The sequence below is a fragment of the Streptomyces sp. NPDC051664 genome (assembly GCF_044453545.1).
GTDB lineage: Bacteria > Actinomycetota > Actinomycetes > Streptomycetales > Streptomycetaceae > Streptomyces.
The window spans coordinates 190,221-206,307 of sequence record NZ_JBITCU010000010.1 but is presented as its reverse complement, the minus strand read 5'-3'; the positions used below and the strand labels follow the sequence as shown (position 1 = coordinate 206,307).

Below are 16,087 nucleotides of genomic sequence, written 5' to 3'. Positions count from 1 at the left end.
GAAGGATGACGAGTCGGGAGGGAGCCGGACATGGACGACAAGGAAGCACTCCGCGTGGGCGCCGCGGTCCGCCGACGGCGCAGATCCCTGGGGCTCACACTGGCCGCGGTCGCCACTCGCAGCGGCCTGTCCGTGCCGTTCCTCAGTCAGATCGAGAACGAGCGGGCCAGGCCCAGCGCCCGGTCGCTGGACCGGGTGGCCGACGCCCTGGAGACCACCACGGCACGGCTGCGCGCCGCCGCCGACTCGGCGCGCGCCGTCGAGGTGGTCCGGGCGGCCGAGGGCGACGGGGCACGCAGAGTGGTGCGTGGGCGCCATCAGCTCAGCGCGCTGGAGTTCACCGGCGAAATGGATCTCGGGCGGGAGTTCCAGCACCGCAACGACGAGGTGATGTACGTCGTGGAAGGCGCCGCCGAGGTGGAGGCGGAGGGGCAGGCGTACCGGCTGGAGCGCGGCGACACGCTGTTCCTGTCGGGCGGGGTACGGCACCGCTGGCGGGCCACGATGCCGGAGACCCGGCTGCTGGTCGTCGCGGTCGCGGAACATGTCGACGCCACGAACGACCCGAGGCGCTGAGACCCGGTGTCCGAATCGGTGTCTGTCCCGGTGCCTGGCCCGGCCCCGGCGCTCCGCGTCGTCTCGCTCGTCCCCTCGCTCACCGAAGCCGTCGCCGCCACCGCCCCCGGCCTCCTCGTCGGCGTCACCGACTGGTGCACCCATCCGGCCGGTCTGACCGCCGCACGCATCGGCGGAACCAAGAACCCCGATGTGGCCGCGGTCGTCGCGCTCCGCCCCGATCTCGTCGTCGCCAACGAGGAGGAGAACCGCGCACCCGACCTTGCCGCGCTCCGTGCCGCGGGCGTCGAGGTCCTCACCACGGAGATCCGCAGCCTCGACCAGGCCTTCGCCGAACTGCACCGCGTCCTGGTGACCGGATGCGGGCTGGCCAGACCACGCTGGCTCGACGAGGCCGAGGCCGCCTGGGCGGCGCTCCCGCCGCCGGACGAGCCGCGCCGTGCGATCGTGCCGATCTGGCGCAGGCCCTGGATGGTGCTCGGCCGCGACACGTTCGCGGGCGATCTGCTGGCCCGGCTCGGAGTGCGGAACGTGTACGCCGATCACCCCGAGCGCTATCCCCGCATCCCGCTCGACGAACTGAACGCGGCGGGCGCCGACCTGGTCGTCCTGCCCGACGAGCCGTACCGCTTCGCCGTAGGCGATGGACCCGAGGCCTTCCCCGTACTGCCCGCCGCACTCGTCGACGGGCGGTATCTCACGTGGTACGGGCCGTCACTGGCCGGGGCGCCTGCGGCGCTGCGAGCAGCGCTCCGCTGAACAGCCCGCGCAGCGTCCGCAGCCCGGCCACCGCCCACGCCGACACCAGCAGCACGTACAGCGCGACGGCCAGCCAGGTGAACGCCGTCAGCCCGGTGTGCCGGGCCAGCCCCGCGGCGCCGGTGACACACGTGCCGACCGGGAAGGTGAAACCCCACCAGGTCATGCTGAACGTCATGCCGCCCCGTACCGCCCGCACCACCATCGACACGGCCAGCGCCAGCCACAGCAGCGCGAACCCCATCACGGGTACCCCGTACAGCACGGCGAACGCCCCGAGCGCGGAGGCGTACGGTGCCCCGATCGCACCCGGCGCCACATCGGCGAGCTGACCGACCGCGGTCGTCGACTGGCCCAGCGGGCCGAGGACCAGGAACAACGTGGGGGTCAGGGCGAGCGGCAGCGGACCCTGGTGGACCAGCCGCGCGAAGATCAGCGGCAGCATCGTCAGCGTCGCCAGCAGGCTCAGCCCGAACATCGCGTAGCAGGCGAGCAGCATCGCCTCCTGCCACTGACCGGCGGGCAGCTCCGGTACCAGCAGCGGGCCGAGTGCCGCGGAGACCATCGGAGCCACCACCGGCAGCAGCCAGACCGGCGACGCCGTCCCGGGCGCCGGACGGTGGCGTACGACCATCAGATACGGAATGGCGACCGCGACGGCCAGGCCGATCGCCGTGCCCGCACTGTAGAGCACCACGTCCACGGCGAGGGCCGCCCGATGCCCGACGACATCCCGGCCGACCACCATCGTGGAGCCGCCGACGGCCAGCAGCGCCATCGAGAGGCAGCCGTAGAACGGGGCTACGGCCGGGTCGAGGAGATGGGCGCGGGCCTGGTCGCGGTGGGCGCACCAGTGCCCGGCGCGGGCGGCGAGAACCGCGGCGAGAAGCAGCGCCGCGAGTGCCCACACCACCGTGCAGGCAGCGCGCAGCCCGGGCACGTGCACGGGAAGCGCCGCGCCCGCGGCGGCCACGATGGCGGTGCCCATGACCGTCGCGTACCAGTTGGGGCCGAAGTACCGCAGACGAGGAAGTCGCACAGCGGCGGAGTGCGGGGCGCCCGTCCGGGCGCGGGTCTGCAGAAAGGTGGCCATGCCACGATCTTCGTTCCGGGGGCCGTCCCCCACCAGGGAGCTTGTCTCTATGAGGTCATAAGCTGGCTTTATGCCCAGCGACGCACCCGCACCCGTCCTTCTGTCCCACCGGGTCCCCGACCTCGGAGCGCTGGAGCTGCTGCTGGCCGTCGCCCGGCACGGCAGCCTGGGACGGGCGGCACGGGACGTCGGCATCACCCAGCCCGCCGCCAGCAGCCGCATCCGGTCGATGGAGCGGCAGCTCGGCGTGGCCCTCCTCGACCGCTCGCCGCGCGGCTCCAGGCTCACCGACGCGGGCGCGCTCGTCACCGACTGGGCGCGCCGAATCGTCGAGGCCGCCGAGGTATTCGATGTGGGCGCGCAGGCGCTGCGCGACCGGCGCGACTCCCGGCTGCGGGTCGCCGCCTCCATGACCATCGCCGAATATCTGCTGCCCGGCTGGCTGATCGCGCTGCGCGCCGCACGGCCGGACACCGCGGTCTCCCTGCTCGCGGGTAACTCGGCGGCGGTCGCGGGGCGCCTGCTCGCAGGGGAGGCCGACCTCGGATTCGTGGAGGGACTGTTCATACCGGAGGGCCTCGACGGCACGGTGATCGCACACGACCGTCTCGTCGTCGTGGTCGCCCCGTCCCATGCGTGGGCCGGCCGCCGCACCCCGCTGACCCCACAGGAACTGGCTGCGACCCCGTTGATCCTGCGCGAGCGCGGTTCCGGCACCCGGCAGGTCCTGGACGCGGCACTCGCCGTGCACGGCGGTCTTGCGCAGCCACTGCTCGAACTGTCGTCCACGACGGCGGTCAAGGGGGCGGCGGAGAGCGGCGCGGGGCCGTGCGTGCTGAGCGAACTGGCGCTGGGGGAGGAACTGTCCTCGCGGCGGCTGGTAAAGATTCCGGTGGCGGGGGTGCGGCTGAGGCGACAGCTGCGGGCGGTCTGGCCCTCGGGACACCGGCCGGCGGGCCCGGCCCGCGACCTGCTGTCGCTGACGGGCCGATCGAGCCCGTCCGGCCATTGAGCAGAGGCGGAGGGACGCCTTCACCCCGCGGAAATCGGTTGGCCGGCCTGCGCCCGGGGGCCAAGGATGCACAGATGAAAGTGACCGCCCCGCCGGCCGCCGGCGTCCGTCACCACTGGGCCGACCTCCCGGACTCCGTGCGCAGCGCCGCGCTCGCCGGCTATTTCCTCGCGCACTCGCTGATGCCGGACCCGCCGGGACTGCCGACCGTACGGGCGTTCCAGGGTGCGCAGGCGGCGGCGGCGCTGGAATGGCTGCGCGGCAGGCTCGGACGGCGCACGCGGTAGCTGCCGGCCGTCGAACGATCAGCCGCGTGACGCCTCCGTCACCAGCGCCTGCATGACCCGCAGGTCGTCACCCATCTCCGGATGCCACTGCACCCCGAGCGCCCACCGCGCCCCCGGCAGTTCGACCGCCTCCACCGTGCCGTCCGCCGCGTGGGCGGACGCCACCAGGTCCGGTGCGAGGCGGTCCACGGCCTGGTGGTGGTAGGTCGGTACGGCGGACTCCTCGGGCACGATCGATGCGTAGCGCGTCCCCGGTACCGGTGTCACCGGGTGCTCGCCGAGGACCCCGGCCTTCCCGTGCGGGCCGGCATGCCCGTCCAGGTGCTGGATGAGGGTGCCGCCGAACGCCACATTCATGAGCTGCATACCACGGCAGATGCCGAGCACCGGTGTGCCGGACCCCAGAGCGGCATCGAGCAGGGCCAGCTCCCAGGCATCGCGCTCCCGGTTCGGCGGTCCGGTCCTCGGTCCGGGCTCCGCCCCGTACCGCGCGGGCTCGACATCGGCGCCGCCCGCGATGACGAGACCGTCCAGCCGGGCCACGGCGGCCGCCGCCCGGGCCGGGGCGTCCGGCGACAGGAGAGCGGCGAGGCCCCCGGAGCGCTGGACCAGCCGCGGGTAGGCGGACGGGAGCAGGGCGGCGGGCAGTTCCCAGACACCCCAGCGGGCGACGGGCTCCAGATAGGTGGTGACGCCGATGAGCGGTACGGACATGGCGGGACCCTCCGGTCGGCCGCCTGCGGGCGGACCCGATTCAATGGTGCTGAGGAATACCTTTGCGTTTCGGTGGGTCGCCGCGCAAGCGGTCAGGCCAGGAATCCGCGCAGCAGCGCCGCCGTGCCCGCGCAGTGTTCGCGCATCACGGCGCGCGCCGCCTCCGCGTCCCCGTCGAGCACCGCCTCGACGAGCGCGGTGTGCTGATGCTGCGAGTGCTCCAGGTTCCGCACGAGCAGCGGTATGCAGTCCAGCAGGTCGTTCACGGTGGCCCGGACGGCCGCGTACTGCGCGGTCAGGGAAGCGGAGCCGGACAGCTCGGCCAGTGTCAGATGCAGAAGGGTGTCGCGCCTGCGGTAGTCGGGCAGAGGTGCATCGTGTGTCGCCGCCAGAGCCGTACGCAGCCGTTCCGCGCCCTCGTCCGTCAGCCCGTGCGCGGCGCACAGTTCGGCCGCGCCGGTCTCCAGCACCTCACGGAAGCGCAGGACGTCCTCGACGTCGACGGCCGCCACCCGGCGGCGCAGCTCGTCCTCGCCGGGGCTGTCGGTGCGGGGGAGCACGAAGGTACCGCCGTACCTCCCTCGTCTGCTCTCCACCAGCCGCTGGTCCTGCAGCACCTTCAGCACCTCGCGCAGCGTGACCCGGCTGATCCCGAGCAGCTCGGCCAGGTCGCGCTCGGCGGGCAGCCGCTCGCCGCCGGGCACCAGCCCGAGCCTCACCACCTGGAGGATCTGTTCGAGCGCCTCCTCGAAGCCGTTGCCCGCGCGCACGGGTCGCAGCACGGGTCGCAGTTGCCGCGCGGACCCGTGCCGGCCGGACTCGCTTTCCTGCGCCACGTCCCGACCTCTCTTCCCAACAATGGTTCTTGCCCATACCTTATGACTTCCGGCTGACCGAAGGAGGATCTTCCCGTGGCAGACCGCACACCCCCGCTGGAGGTCGAGGAACTACGGATCCTCGTCGAGAGCGGTGAGATCGACACCGTCGTCCTGGCCTTCCCCGACATGCAGGGACGGTTGCAGGGCAAGCGGTTCGCCGCCCGCTTCTTCCTCGACGAGGTCCTGGAACACGGCACGGAGGGCTGCAACTATCTGCTCGCCGTCGACACCGACATGAACACCGTCGACGGCTATGCCATGTCCTCCTGGGAGCGCGGGTACGGCGACTTCGCCATGCACCCCGACCTCACCACCCTGCGGCGCGTCCCATGGAACGACGGCACGGCCATGGTCATCGCCGACCTCGCCTGGGAGAACGGCTCACCCGTCGTCGCCGCGCCCCGCCAGATCCTCCGCCGCCAGCTGGAGCGTCTCGCCGAGCACGGTTTCACCGCGCATGTCGGCACCGAGCTCGAATTCATCGTCTTCAAGGACACCTACGAACAGGCGTGGGACCGCAACTACCGCGATCTGACCCCGGCCAACCAGTACAACATCGACTACTCGGTCCTCGGCACCGGCCGCATCGAACCCTTGCTCCGTCGCATCCGTAACGAGATGGCGGCCGCGGGCCTGACCGTCGAGTCCGCGAAGGGCGAGTGCAACCCCGGACAGCACGAGATCGTCTTCCGCTACGACGAGGCCCTGGTCACCTGCGACCAGCACGCCGTCTACAAGACCGGCGCCAAGGAGATCGCCGCCCAGGAGGGCGTCGCGCTCACCTTCATGGCCAAGTTCAACGAGCGCGAGGGCAACTCCTGCCACATCCACCTCTCCCTCCAAGATGCGGACGGGCGCAACGTCATGGCGGGCGAAGCGGGTGGCATGTCCCCGGTGATGCGCCACTTCCTCGCCGGACAGCTCGCCGCACTGCGCGATTTCTCCCTGCTCTACGCGCCGAACATCAACTCGTACAAACGCTTCCAGCCCGGCTCGTTCGCCCCGACCGCGGTCGCCTGGGGCCACGACAACCGCACCTGTTCGCTCCGCGTCGTCGGCCACGGCCGCTCGACCCGGTTCGAGAACCGGCTGCCCGGCGGTGACGTCAACCCGCACCTCGCCGTCGCCGGTCTGATCGCCGCCGGCCTCCACGGCATCGAGCAGAAGCTCGAACTCCCCGAACCCTGCGAGGGCAACGCCTACACCGCCGCGTACGACCACGTCCCCACCACACTGCGCGAAGCGGCCGGCCTCTGGGAGAAGAGCGACCTGGCGAAGGCGGCCTTCGGCGACGACGTCGTCGCGCACTACCGCAACATGGCGCGCGTCGAACTCGAGGCGTTCGACGCAGCGGTGACCGACTGGGAGCTCCGCCGCTCCTTCGAACGTCTGTGAGGCACTCCGTGACCACCGAGCACCAGGTACTCAACCCGGCGACCGAGGAAGTCGTCGCGATCGTCCCGGCCACCACCGCGGCCGAGGTCGACACCGCCGTGCGCCGAGCAGCGGCCGCCCAGCGGATCTGGGCGGCGATGGCCCCCGCGGACCGCGCGCGCCTGCTGCGCCGCTTCGCCGCGGCCGTCGACGGACACCGCGAGGAGCTGGCCCGGCTGGAGGTCCGTGAGGCCGGCCACACCCTCGCCAACGCCCGGTGGGAAGCGGGCAACGTCCGCGATCTGCTCGAATTCGCCGCCGGGGGAGTCGAGCGGCTCAACGGGCGGCAGATCCCGGTCCCCGGCGGCATCGACCTCACCCTGCTCGAACCCCTCGGCGTCGTCGGCGTGATCGCGCCGTGGAACTTCCCCATGCCGATCGCCGCCTGGGGCGTCGCCCCCGCCCTCGCCGCAGGCAACGCCGTCCTCCTCAAACCCGCCGAGACCACCCCGCTCACCGCCCTGCGGCTCGCCCGGCTCGCCCTGGACGAGGGCCTTCCCGAGCATCTCTTCCAGGTGCTGCCCGGAGCGGGTGCCGAGACGGGTAACGCCCTCGTCGAGCACCCCGGCGTGGCCAAGATCGTCTTCACCGGCTCCACCCGGGTCGGCAAGCAGATCATGGCCAGGTGCGCCGAGCGTGTGAAGCGGCTGACCCTCGAACTCGGCGGCAAGAGCCCAAACATCGTCTTCGCCGACGCCGACATCGAGGCCGCCGCGGTCGCCGCACCCATGGCGTTCCTCGACAACGCGGGCCAGGACTGCTGCGCCCGCACCCGCATTCTCGTCCAGCGCTCCGCCTACGACCGTTTCCTCGAACTCCTCGCCCCGGCCGTCGCCTCGGTCGTCGTCGGCGACCCCTCCGACGAGAAGACCCGGATGGGGCCTCTGATCTCCCGGGCCCAGCTGGAACGCGTACGGTCGTACGTCCCCGAGGGCGCGACCGCGATCCGGGGCGGCGCACCCGAGGGCCCAGGGTTCTGGTTCCCGCCGACCGTGCTGACCGACGCCCGCCCCGACTCGCCCGTGGCCACCGAAGAGGTCTTCGGACCGGTCGCCGTCGTCCTGCCCTTCGAGGACGAAGCCGACGCCGTCCGGCTCGCGAACGCGACCGAGTACGGCCTCGCCGGCTCCATCTGGACCCGAGACGTCGGCCGCGCGCTGCGCGTCTCCCAGGCGGTCCAGGCCGGGAACCTGTCCGTCAACTCGCACTCCAGCGTCCGCTACTGGACCCCGTTCGGCGGCTACAAGCAGTCCGGTCTCGGCCGGGAACTGGGCCCCGACGCCCTCACCGCCTTCACCGAAACCAAGAACGTCTTCATCAGTACGGAGGCCTGAACCAGCATGACCACCGACACCGAGAACATCTGCCGCCGCCTGGTCGGCCGCACCGCCGTCATCACCGGCGCCGGCAGCGGCATCGGCCTCGCCACCGCCCGCCGCCTGGCATCCGAGGGCGCCCACATCGTCTGCGCGGACATCGACGAGACCGCGGGCAAGGCCGCGGCCGACGAGGCCGGCGGCATCTTCGTACGCACCGATGTCACCGACCCCGAACAGGTCGAGGCGCTCTTCAAGGCGGCATACGACACCTACGGCTCCGTCGACATCGCCTTCAACAACGCGGGCATCTCGCCGCCCGACGACGACTCCATCCTCACCACCGGACTGGAGGCCTGGAAGCGCGTCCAGGACGTCAACCTCACCTCCGTCTACCTCTGTTGCAAGGCCGCCCTCCCTTACATGCGGCGCCAGGGCCGCGGCTCGATCATCAACACCGCGTCGTTCGTGGCCATCATGGGCGCGGCCACCAGCCAGATCTCGTACACCGCGTCCAAGGGCGGCGTGCTCGCCATGTCCCGCGAACTCGGTGTCCAGTTCGCGCGTGAAGGCATCCGGGTCAACGCGCTCTGCCCCGGGCCGGTCAACACCCCACTGCTCCAGGAGCTGTTCGCCAAGGACCCGGAGCGCGCGGCCCGCCGGCTGGTGCACATCCCGGTCGGCCGGTTCGCGGAGGCCACCGAGATCGCGGCGGCGGTCGCGTTCCTCGCGAGCGACGACTCCTCGTTCGTGAACGCCACGGACTTCCTTGTCGACGGTGGAATCTCCGGCGCGTACGTCACGCCCGTCTGACGGGCCCCTCGATACGCGCGTGCTCATGGCTCCACGACCCCACGTCGAACCGCCCGCCCCGGACTCCCGTCGACGGCGGAACCCTAGAGTGGAGGCATGAGCAACGCGACACCGCCCGGCTGGTACCCGGACTCCGCGGCCCCGGGCACCGACCGGTGGTGGGACGGCGCGGCATGGACCGCTCACACCCGGCCGAACACGCCCGCACCGCAGCAGCCGGTCCCACCCCCGTACGCGGGCGGAGGCAGCGGAGGCGGGGGCGGCATCCGGATCGCGGCGATCACGACGGCGGCCCTGGTCGTCGTCGGTGCGGCCGTCACCGGGGCCGTCCAGCTGGGCAGGGAGGACGGCGGAGCGGCATCCAAGTCGTCCGGGCCGACCCGCTCCGCCCCGCTCCCCACCGCCACCACCACGGCCGGTGGGGACGGTCCGGCGACGGACCCGACGCTGCTCGTCGACCAGCTCAACGGCATCACCCTGCCGATCCCCGACGGCTGGGAGAGGCCGGAGAGCACCGTCGAGAAGGCGCTCACCATGCGCACTGCCGACTCCTACGCCTGCCCCGGCGACTCCTCCGCCTTCTGCTACCACGGCACGGTGACCACCCGTACGGCGAGCGAGACGGACCTCACTTCCGCCGAGGCCCTGGCCAAGCAGGACATCAGCACCGCGGCCGACAAGGCGTACGAGGAGAACATCGTCGGCGACCGGATCCACGGAGGCATCACCTCCCATGAGCAGCTGAGATCCGCATCGGTCAGCGTGGCGGGCCGCACGGGCTACGAGGTGCGCTGGCGGGTCCACACCGCCAAGGGACCCGGCGGCTATGTGCAGTCGCTCGTCTTCCCGTCGACGGTCGGCAGCGAATCGCCGGTCATCGTGCGCTACGCCTTCGACGCGGGTCCCGACGGACCGCCGCTCTCCCTCATGGACACCCTCACCCGGGCCATCCGGCCGATCGACGACAGCGAGACCAGCGGCGGCGTCGGCAGCTCCGTGGCTCCCTGACATCACGTCAGGGGGACAGGGAGCCAGGAGGTCAGAGGAACGTCTGCCCCTCGCCGCGGTACGTCGGCACGGTCGCCGTCACCCGGTCGCCCTCGATCAGCTGCAGCTCGTCGAAGCGCTCGCACAGCTCACCGGCCTTCGCGTGCCGGAACCACACCTTGTCACCGATCAGCAGATCGTCGGCCGGGGCGCCGAGCAGCGGTGTCTGCACCTCGCCGGGCCCCTCCTGCGGGTCGTAGCGCAGCCCTTCCGGCAGATACGGAACGGGCAGCCGGTCCGCCCCCGCGGCCCCCGACGCCGGGTAGCCGCCGCCGAGCACCGTCACCACCCCCACGCCGGGCCGCCGCACCACGGGCTGCGCGAACAGCGCCGCCGGGCGTGCCACGAACGACGTGTAGTTGTCGAACAGCCGGGGCGCGTAGAGCCCCGACCCGGCCGCGATCTCGGTCACCGCCGGCTCCGCCGCCGTGTGCTGCACACTGCCGGTGCCGCCGCCGTTCACGAACTCCAGATCCGGCGCCACCGCCCGCACGGCCCGGACCACCTCAGCCCGCCGGGCCGCCAGCTCCCTGCGGGCCGTCGCCTGCATCAGCCGGATCGCCCGGGAACGCAGCGGCCGGCCCGCGACCGAGTCCCCGACGCCGGCGATATGCCCCTCGTACGCCATCAGGCCGACCAGCCGGAAACCGGGCCTGCGCGCCACCGAGCGGGCGAGCTCCGCGAGCTGGGCGGGGGAGCGCAGCGGCGAACGCAGCGCCCCGATCCTGACCCGGCCGCCGAGCAGCCGCAGCGACGTGTCCAGTTCCAGACAGACCCGGATCTCCTCCTGGCCACCGGCCCGCGCCGCGTCGATCAGCTCCAGCTGCGCATGGTCGTCCACCATCACCGTGACCGCGGCGGCCAGCTTCGGGTCCCCGGCCAGCTCGGCGAAGGCGGACCGGTCGGCCGACGGATAGGCCAGCAGTACGTCGTCGAAACCGGCCCGGGCCAGCCAGAGCGACTCGGCGAGCGTGAACGACATCACCCCGGCGAACCCCGGCCGTGCGAGCACCCGCTCCAGCAGCGTCCGGCAGCGCACCGACTTGCTCGCGACCCGGATCGGCTTCCCCGCCGCCCGGCGGACCAGGTCGTCGGCGTTGGCATCGAAGGCATCCAGATCGACCACGGCGATCGGGGCGTCGAGATGTGCGGTGGCCCGCTCGTAACGGGTCCGGTCAGCGGCACGCGCAGTCATGGCCGCAGCTTGCCAGACACCTTTACCACTGGGTAGGGGGACGATCGGGGCAGATCTCCCAGGGGCGCGACGCCCGACTCCCGCCGGGCCTCTCACAGCCCGTAGAGTAACGGGACGCGGTGACCAACAGGCCTGCCTGTGAAGGTGATCCGCGAGCGGTACGGAACGTGGACCAGGGGGGCGGATGAGTACCGAGGCGCAGCGCGCTCCCGTGCCGCCCCGACCGACGGCGCCACCACGCCCGGCCGCGCCACCGGACACCCACGGGAAACCGGTGCGTACGACCGGGGCGACGCCCCCGCCCCCGACCCAGGACCCGCAGCCGACGGCTCCGGATGTGCCGGCGTTCGGCTCGCCCACGTCCGCGCCCGAGCGCACCGCACCCGCCGTTCCCGCTCAGGACGCGCCGACGCGCGGACCGTATGCCCCTGCCGCAGCCCCGACTTCCCCGCACCCGCCGGAACCGGAGCCGACGCCGATGGAGACGACCACTCGGCTCCGCGTCGTGCCCGCGGCCGTCCCGGCCCCCACCGCTGCGCCCCGCCCCGGAACGACGTCGCCCCCGCCGACCCGGCGGAGGCCCGTGGGGGCCGTGGATCTCACCCCGCGTCCCGGTGCGGCCCCGCCGCATCCCGGCGGCTACTTCCCGCCCGCGCAGACGCACTTCCACGCCCTGCCGTACCCCAGGCCGGAGACGCCCGCCGAGACCACCACCCGGCTGCGTCCCGTCCGTACCCGCCGCCCCGCACGGACCGCCGCCGCGGCGGCCTGTGTCGTGCTCGGGCTCGGACTGATCGGCGGAGCGGTCACCGGCAGCTGGCTCATCAGTGACTCCTCGGCCGACGCCGGTACGCGCAATCCCTACGCCACCGGGCGCACCGTCTGGCACAACGTCCCCGTGGACACCCTGTTCCCCCGCACCCTCGAAGGGGACGGCGCGGGGCCCGGCGGTGCGGACCGGGTCTGGACCCGGGTCGCCGTCGCCCCGGACAGCGGCTGCACGACCGCCCTGGACCCGCTGCTGCTCAAGACGATCCGCCCGGTCGGCTGCGAGCGGCTGCTGCGCGCCACCTACGTGGACGCCACCTCCAGCAGCGTCACCACGGTCGGCATGATCTTCACCGAGGGCTCCACCGACGCCATGAGAGCGCTGAGCACCAGATTCTCCGATCAGCACCTCGACGCGCGCACCGACCTGATGCCCCGTACGTACGCGGTCAAGGGCACGGTCGCCGCCGGCTTCGGCGACCGGCAGCGCGGCAGCTGGACCGTCCATGTGCTGACCGAGGTGCCGGTCGTCGTGTTCGCCGTCTCCGGGTTCGCGGACGGACGTACGGTCAGCGATCCGCAGCCGGTCGCGAAGGCGATCGCCGCGGACGCGACCACGGCCGCCGCGCAGGCCGGCCTCGGCCATGAGGCCAAGGGCATCGCCGACCGGATCGAGCGCGGGCTGCGCCGGACCGTCACCGACCTCTCGGAGCAGCCGCGATGAACAGCCGCCGCCACCGCCGCGCCCTCGGCGCGCTCTGCGCCGCCACCGCGTTCACGCTGCTCCCGGCCGTCCCCGCCCGCGCGGACACCATCCGGCCGCAGCAGTGGGGGCTGCAGGCGCTCCACACCGACCGGGCGTGGCAGACCACCAAGGGCAAGGGCATCACCGTCGCCGTCGTCGACACCGGGGTCGATGACAGCCTCCCCGACCTGGCGGGCCAGGTACTGCCCGGCAAGGACCTGATCGGCTTCGGCGCCGGGCGCGGCGACCGTTCCTGGGCCCGGCACGGCACCGCGATGGCCGGAATCATCGCGGGCCGCGGCCACGGCGTCGGCCGCGCCGACGGAGTGCTCGGCATCGCCCCCGAGGCGAAGATCCTCCCGGTCCGGGTGATCCTCGAAGCCTCCGACCCGTCCCGCGACAAGGCCCGCGAGTCCCGCGGTACGGCCCTGGCCGACGGCATCCGCTGGGCCGCCGACCACGGCGCCGACGTCATCAACCTCTCCCTGGGCGACGACAGCGCGTCCGCACACCCCGAGGGCGGCGAGGACGCCGCCATCCAGTACGCGCTGAAGAAGGGCGCCGTCGTCGTCGCGTCGGCGGGCAACGGGGGCGAGAAGGGTGACCACATCTCGTACCCCGCCGCCTACCCCGGCGTGATCGCGGTCGCCGCCGTCGACCGCTACGGCACCCACGCGGCCTTCTCCACCCGCCACTGGTACGCCACCGTCAGCGCTCCCGGCGTCGACATAGTGGTCCCGGCCCCCGACCGTCACTACTACATCGAGTGGGGCACATCGGCGGCCTCCGCGTTCGTCTCCGGCGCGGTCGCGCTGGTACGGGCCGCCCATCCGGGACTCACGCCCGCCCAGGTGAAGGCGCTCCTGACGGACACCGCCCGCAGCTCCCCGGCGGGCGGCCGCGACGACTCCCGGGGCTACGGCATCGTCGACCCGGCCGCCGCGATCAAGGCGGGCGGCAAGCTCCGCAAGGCCGGTCTGCGGGCAGAGGCGGAGCCGGCCGGCTCCGCCGACTCCTCGAAGGCCGGCTACCGCAAGCGGTACTTCGGCCCCGGTCCCACCGCGCAGCACCGTGACGGCGGCCCCGCAGGCTGGCTCGCCCCGGCCGCGGGCGGCCTGGGAGCCGTACTGCTGGCGCTGGCCGTGCTGCTGTGGCGCGACAGGAGAACCTTCGCACGCCGCTGAAGCCGTGGCGGCCACCCCGCGATCCGATCGTCCGGCCGCGAGGCCCGTGCGTCATCGGCGCGCCGCGTCGAGCACCTCGACCGCGGCCTTCGCGACCGACTCCACCTGCTCGATCCCCGTCGCCATCGTCTGCTGCCCGGCGGAGAGCACCGCCACCAGGTACGTGTGCCCGTCGCTCTTCACCTGTCCGATGCTGTTGATGTCCCAGAGGCCGGTGGCGCTCCGCGGCATCCACCCGTTCTTCAGCGCCCAGTCGCTGCCCGCCGCGGACACCCCCCAATGCTGATCGGCCGCCACGTTCCGCATCAGCCGCTGCAGATAGGCACGGGAGTCCTCGGTCAGCTTCGAGTGCGTACCGAACACCGTCTTCAGCAGCACCAGCTGATCCGCCGCCGTGGTCCGGGTCAGCCCCCACGCAGCCGCGGCGGTCGTGCTGACCAGGCCGAACCGGGTGTTGGCCGCGTCGAGCCCGGCCGCCCCGCCGATCGTCCGCAGCAGCGCGGTCGCGGCGGCGTTGTCGCTGTTCTCGATCATGGTGACGGAACGGCTGCGTTCGAACTCGGTGAGCTCCCGCCCCTGGTCCTGGGCCCGGAGCAGCAGCGCCGCGAGGATGCCGACCTTGACGATGCTCGCGGTGGCGTACGTCCCCTTCCCGTACACCGCACCGGCCCCGACCGCGGCGTCCAGCACCGCGACCGACACGCTGGAGTCGTCGGCCAGCGGCGCCACCGCCGCGGCCAGCTCCGCGTCCAGATCCACCTCGGGCTCCTCGCTCGTCACCACCGGAGCCGGCGGGCCCGGAGCCGGTGAGTCCGCGGCCGACGACACGGAGGCGACCGGGCCGGGGCCCGGAGCCGACCACCGGCCCGCCAGATACATGCCGCCCGCAACAGAACCGGCCAGCAGGAACACGGTGGTCACGGACGCGGACAGCACGGACGTACGCATCTTCGTACTTGTCTTCGGTATCGGCAGGGTCATGGAACCGGACGCTAGGAAGGGCACCTGGCAACGGGCTGTGGTCCACCTGAGGGCTTCGTGAGAAACCGCACCGACTACGCTCACCCTGTGGCGCAGAAGAACATTCCGGACTCCGGTTACTCCGACGACGATGGCACGGCCGACCCCGCACTGACCGCGGCACTCGCCGCCTGGGTCGAGGACCGTACGGCCATCGGCCCAGTCCTCGAAGCGCTCAAGGGCGCCCGCCTCCTGGTCCCCGTCGTCGCCGTCCTCGGGGAAGTGGAGGAGGACGAAACCGGGCTGCGTCGGGAGAAGACCAGCGACATGGCCGTGCCGACGCTCCAGGCCGGGGACCGTCGCGCCCTGCCCGCCTTCACCTCGACCGCCTCACTGGCGCTCTGGGACCCGCAGGCCCGCCCCGTCGCCGTACCCCTGCACCAGGCGCTGCAGGCCGCCGCGCACGAGAAGGCGGACACGGTGGTGCTCGATCTCGCAGGTCCCGTCGCGTTCGAGCTGACCGGCTCCGCGCTGCTCGCGCTCGCCGAGGGCCGTACCAGCGCCGACCCGCTGGACGACCCGGCGGTCACCTCCGCGGTACGCGAGGCGGTCGCCGCCGAGCCCGCGGTGATCCGCGCCCACCTCGTCCCGGGCCGGGCCGGCGGCACCCTCGCCCTGGTCCTGGTGCCTGACGCGGCCCCCGCCGACGCGGCCCGCCGGGTTGCGGAGTCCCTGGCCGCCGACGCGGTGCTGCGCGCCCGGCTGGTGCGGGGCCTGGACCTGGCGCTGCTTCCGGCCGACGCGATCACTCCCGGTGAGCCTCTCTTCGCACGCTGATCGACCGACCGGCCCGCGAACGACCGTGAGCCCCCTGCCCGGACGGGCTGGGGGCTCACGGTCGTCGAAGGAAGGAAGGAAAGAAAGGGGCGGGGCGGGCTCAGCCGAAGACGGGGCCGGTGTACTTCTCGCCGGGGCCCTGGCCCGGCTCGTCCGGGACGAGCGACGCCTCGCGGAACGCCAGCTGCAGCGACTTCAGGCCGTCCCGCAGCGGCGCCGCGTGGAACGAGCTGATCTCGGTGGTGCTCGCGTCCAGCAGGCCGGCCAGCGCGTGGACCAGCTTGCGGGCCTCGTCGAGGTCCTTGTGCTTGTCGCCGTCCTCGGTCAGGCCGAGCTTCACGGCGGCGGCGCTCATCAGATTGACGGCGACCGTCACGATCACCTCGACCGCGGGGACCTCCGCGATGTCGCGGGCCATGTCGTCGAAGCCGGGGGTTTCACTGCTGGGGGTCGCGTCACTCATGAGCCA

The 16,087-nt window shown here is 72.8% G+C and carries 17 protein-coding genes; 11 read left to right on the top strand and 6 right to left on the bottom strand.

Features of this window, described 5'->3' with window-relative positions; all coding sequences use genetic code 11:
* The first annotated feature begins 30 nt into the window (after nt 1–30).
* Nucleotides 31–576 (top strand): helix-turn-helix domain-containing protein, encoded by a 546-nt coding sequence (locus tag ACIA8E_RS20795; RefSeq protein ID WP_399300179.1) that lies wholly within the window; start codon nt 31–33, stop codon nt 574–576.
* A gap of 30 nt (nt 577–606) precedes the next feature.
* Nucleotides 607–1,335: a helical backbone metal receptor gene (locus ACIA8E_RS20790; RefSeq protein ID WP_399300176.1), complete on the top strand. Its 729-nt coding sequence runs from the start codon at nt 607–609 to the stop codon at nt 1,333–1,335.
* Here ACIA8E_RS20790 and ACIA8E_RS20785 read toward each other — a convergent pair.
* Entirely contained in the window at nt 1,274–2,428 is a 1,155-nt protein-coding gene (locus ACIA8E_RS20785) for a TDT family transporter (protein WP_399300173.1), read from the bottom strand. The two genes, ACIA8E_RS20790 and ACIA8E_RS20785, sit on opposite strands and share 62 nt — an antisense overlap.
* A 70-nt stretch (nt 2,429–2,498) precedes the next feature.
* Here ACIA8E_RS20785 and ACIA8E_RS20780 point away from each other — a divergent pair, with 70 nt between their 5' ends.
* Nucleotides 2,499–3,440, top strand: coding sequence for a LysR family transcriptional regulator (locus tag ACIA8E_RS20780; protein WP_399300170.1), 942 nt, complete (start codon nt 2,499–2,501; stop codon nt 3,438–3,440).
* A 74-nt stretch (nt 3,441–3,514) separates the two neighbouring features.
* Nucleotides 3,515–3,727, top strand: a complete 213-nt coding sequence (locus ACIA8E_RS20775; RefSeq protein ID WP_399300167.1) for a hypothetical protein — start codon at nt 3,515–3,517, stop codon at nt 3,725–3,727.
* An 18-nt stretch (nt 3,728–3,745) separates the two neighbouring features.
* Here the strand turns inward: ACIA8E_RS20775 and ACIA8E_RS20770 are convergent, their stop codons facing one another.
* Nucleotides 3,746–4,441, bottom strand: coding sequence for a gamma-glutamyl-gamma-aminobutyrate hydrolase family protein (locus ACIA8E_RS20770; protein ID WP_399300164.1), 696 nt, complete (start codon nt 4,439–4,441; stop codon nt 3,746–3,748).
* Nucleotides 4,442–4,533: 92 nt separating this feature from the next.
* Nucleotides 4,534–5,277 (bottom strand): FadR/GntR family transcriptional regulator, encoded by a 744-nt coding sequence (locus tag ACIA8E_RS20765; RefSeq protein ID WP_399300161.1) that lies wholly within the window; start codon nt 5,275–5,277, stop codon nt 4,534–4,536.
* A gap of 75 nt (nt 5,278–5,352) precedes the next feature.
* Here ACIA8E_RS20765 and ACIA8E_RS20760 point away from each other — a divergent pair, with 75 nt between their 5' ends.
* From ACIA8E_RS20760 to ACIA8E_RS20745, 4 genes are all read left to right on the top strand, one after another.
* Nucleotides 5,353–6,714 carry a glutamine synthetase family protein gene (locus tag ACIA8E_RS20760; RefSeq protein WP_399300158.1) on the top strand — a complete coding sequence of 454 codons (1,362 nt, stop codon included), beginning with the start codon at nt 5,353–5,355 and terminating at the stop codon, nt 6,712–6,714.
* An 8-nt stretch (nt 6,715–6,722) separates the two neighbouring features.
* On the top strand, nt 6,723–8,087 hold the full coding sequence (locus ACIA8E_RS20755; RefSeq protein WP_399300155.1) for an aldehyde dehydrogenase family protein: 1,365 nt from the start codon (nt 6,723–6,725) through the stop codon (nt 8,085–8,087).
* A 6-nt stretch (nt 8,088–8,093) separates the two neighbouring features.
* Nucleotides 8,094–8,882 carry a 3-oxoacyl-ACP reductase gene (locus tag ACIA8E_RS20750; protein WP_399300152.1) on the top strand — a complete coding sequence of 263 codons (789 nt, stop codon included), beginning with the start codon at nt 8,094–8,096 and terminating at the stop codon, nt 8,880–8,882.
* A gap of 96 nt (nt 8,883–8,978) precedes the next feature.
* The gene (locus ACIA8E_RS20745) at nt 8,979–9,890 is read left to right on the top strand and encodes a DUF2510 domain-containing protein (protein ID WP_399300149.1); all 912 of its coding nucleotides are present in this window, start codon (nt 8,979–8,981) and stop codon (nt 9,888–9,890) included.
* A 31-nt stretch (nt 9,891–9,921) separates the two neighbouring features.
* On the opposite strand, the gene ACIA8E_RS20740 is transcribed toward ACIA8E_RS20745, so the two are convergent.
* The gene (locus tag ACIA8E_RS20740; RefSeq protein ID WP_399300146.1) at nt 9,922–11,124 is read right to left on the bottom strand and encodes an amino acid deaminase/aldolase; all 1,203 of its coding nucleotides are present in this window, start codon (nt 11,122–11,124) and stop codon (nt 9,922–9,924) included.
* Between the two features lie 592 nt (nt 11,125–11,716).
* Between ACIA8E_RS20740 and ACIA8E_RS20735 the strand changes: the two genes are divergently transcribed.
* Complete coding sequence (locus ACIA8E_RS20735) at nt 11,717–12,616, top strand: hypothetical protein (protein WP_399300380.1); 900 nt, start codon at nt 11,717–11,719, stop codon at nt 12,614–12,616.
* Entirely contained in the window at nt 12,613–13,821 is a 1,209-nt protein-coding gene (gene mycP, locus ACIA8E_RS20730) for a type VII secretion-associated serine protease mycosin (RefSeq protein ID WP_399300143.1), read from the top strand. Before ACIA8E_RS20735 ends, mycP begins: the two co-directional genes overlap by 4 nt.
* Nucleotides 13,822–13,872: 51 nt before the next feature.
* Here mycP and ACIA8E_RS20725 read toward each other — a convergent pair whose 3' ends face one another.
* A complete protein-coding gene (locus tag ACIA8E_RS20725) occupies nt 13,873–14,802 on the bottom strand; it encodes a serine hydrolase (protein ID WP_399300140.1) in 930 nt (309 codons plus the stop codon).
* 87 nt (nt 14,803–14,889) lie between these two features.
* On the opposite strand from ACIA8E_RS20725, the gene ACIA8E_RS20720 reads away from it, so the two are divergent.
* The gene (locus ACIA8E_RS20720) at nt 14,890–15,618 is read left to right on the top strand and encodes an SseB family protein (protein WP_399300137.1); all 729 of its coding nucleotides are present in this window, start codon (nt 14,890–14,892) and stop codon (nt 15,616–15,618) included.
* A 100-nt stretch (nt 15,619–15,718) separates the two neighbouring features.
* Here ACIA8E_RS20720 and ACIA8E_RS20715 read toward each other — a convergent pair whose 3' ends face one another.
* Nucleotides 15,719–16,081 (bottom strand): DUF1844 domain-containing protein, encoded by a 363-nt coding sequence (locus ACIA8E_RS20715; RefSeq protein WP_030968584.1) that lies wholly within the window; start codon nt 16,079–16,081, stop codon nt 15,719–15,721.
* Nucleotides 16,082–16,087: the final 6 nt, after the last annotated feature.

What these genes read in the sequence shown, in the direction of transcription:
- ACIA8E_RS20795 (WP_399300179.1), top strand. Translation starts at nt 31, where the DNA reads ATGGACGACAAGGAAGCACTCCGCGTGGGCGCCGCGGTCCGCCGACGG.
- ACIA8E_RS20785 (WP_399300173.1), bottom strand. Translation starts at nt 2,428, where the DNA reads ATGGCCACCTTTCTGCAGACCCGCGCCCGGACGGGCGCCCCGCACTCC.
- ACIA8E_RS20780 (WP_399300170.1), top strand. Translation starts at nt 2,499, where the DNA reads ATGCCCAGCGACGCACCCGCACCCGTCCTTCTGTCCCACCGGGTCCCC.
- ACIA8E_RS20775 (WP_399300167.1), top strand. Translation starts at nt 3,515, where the DNA reads ATGAAAGTGACCGCCCCGCCGGCCGCCGGCGTCCGTCACCACTGGGCC.
- ACIA8E_RS20770 (WP_399300164.1), bottom strand. Translation starts at nt 4,441, where the DNA reads ATGTCCGTACCGCTCATCGGCGTCACCACCTATCTGGAGCCCGTCGCC.
- ACIA8E_RS20750 (WP_399300152.1), top strand. Translation starts at nt 8,094, where the DNA reads ATGACCACCGACACCGAGAACATCTGCCGCCGCCTGGTCGGCCGCACC.
- ACIA8E_RS20745 (WP_399300149.1), top strand. Translation starts at nt 8,979, where the DNA reads ATGAGCAACGCGACACCGCCCGGCTGGTACCCGGACTCCGCGGCCCCG.
- ACIA8E_RS20740 (WP_399300146.1), bottom strand. Translation starts at nt 11,124, where the DNA reads ATGACTGCGCGTGCCGCTGACCGGACCCGTTACGAGCGGGCCACCGCA.
- mycP (WP_399300143.1), top strand. Translation starts at nt 12,613, where the DNA reads ATGAACAGCCGCCGCCACCGCCGCGCCCTCGGCGCGCTCTGCGCCGCC.
- ACIA8E_RS20725 (WP_399300140.1), bottom strand. Translation starts at nt 14,802, where the DNA reads ATGACCCTGCCGATACCGAAGACAAGTACGAAGATGCGTACGTCCGTG.
- ACIA8E_RS20715 (WP_030968584.1), bottom strand. Translation starts at nt 16,081, where the DNA reads ATGAGTGACGCGACCCCCAGCAGTGAAACCCCCGGCTTCGACGACATG.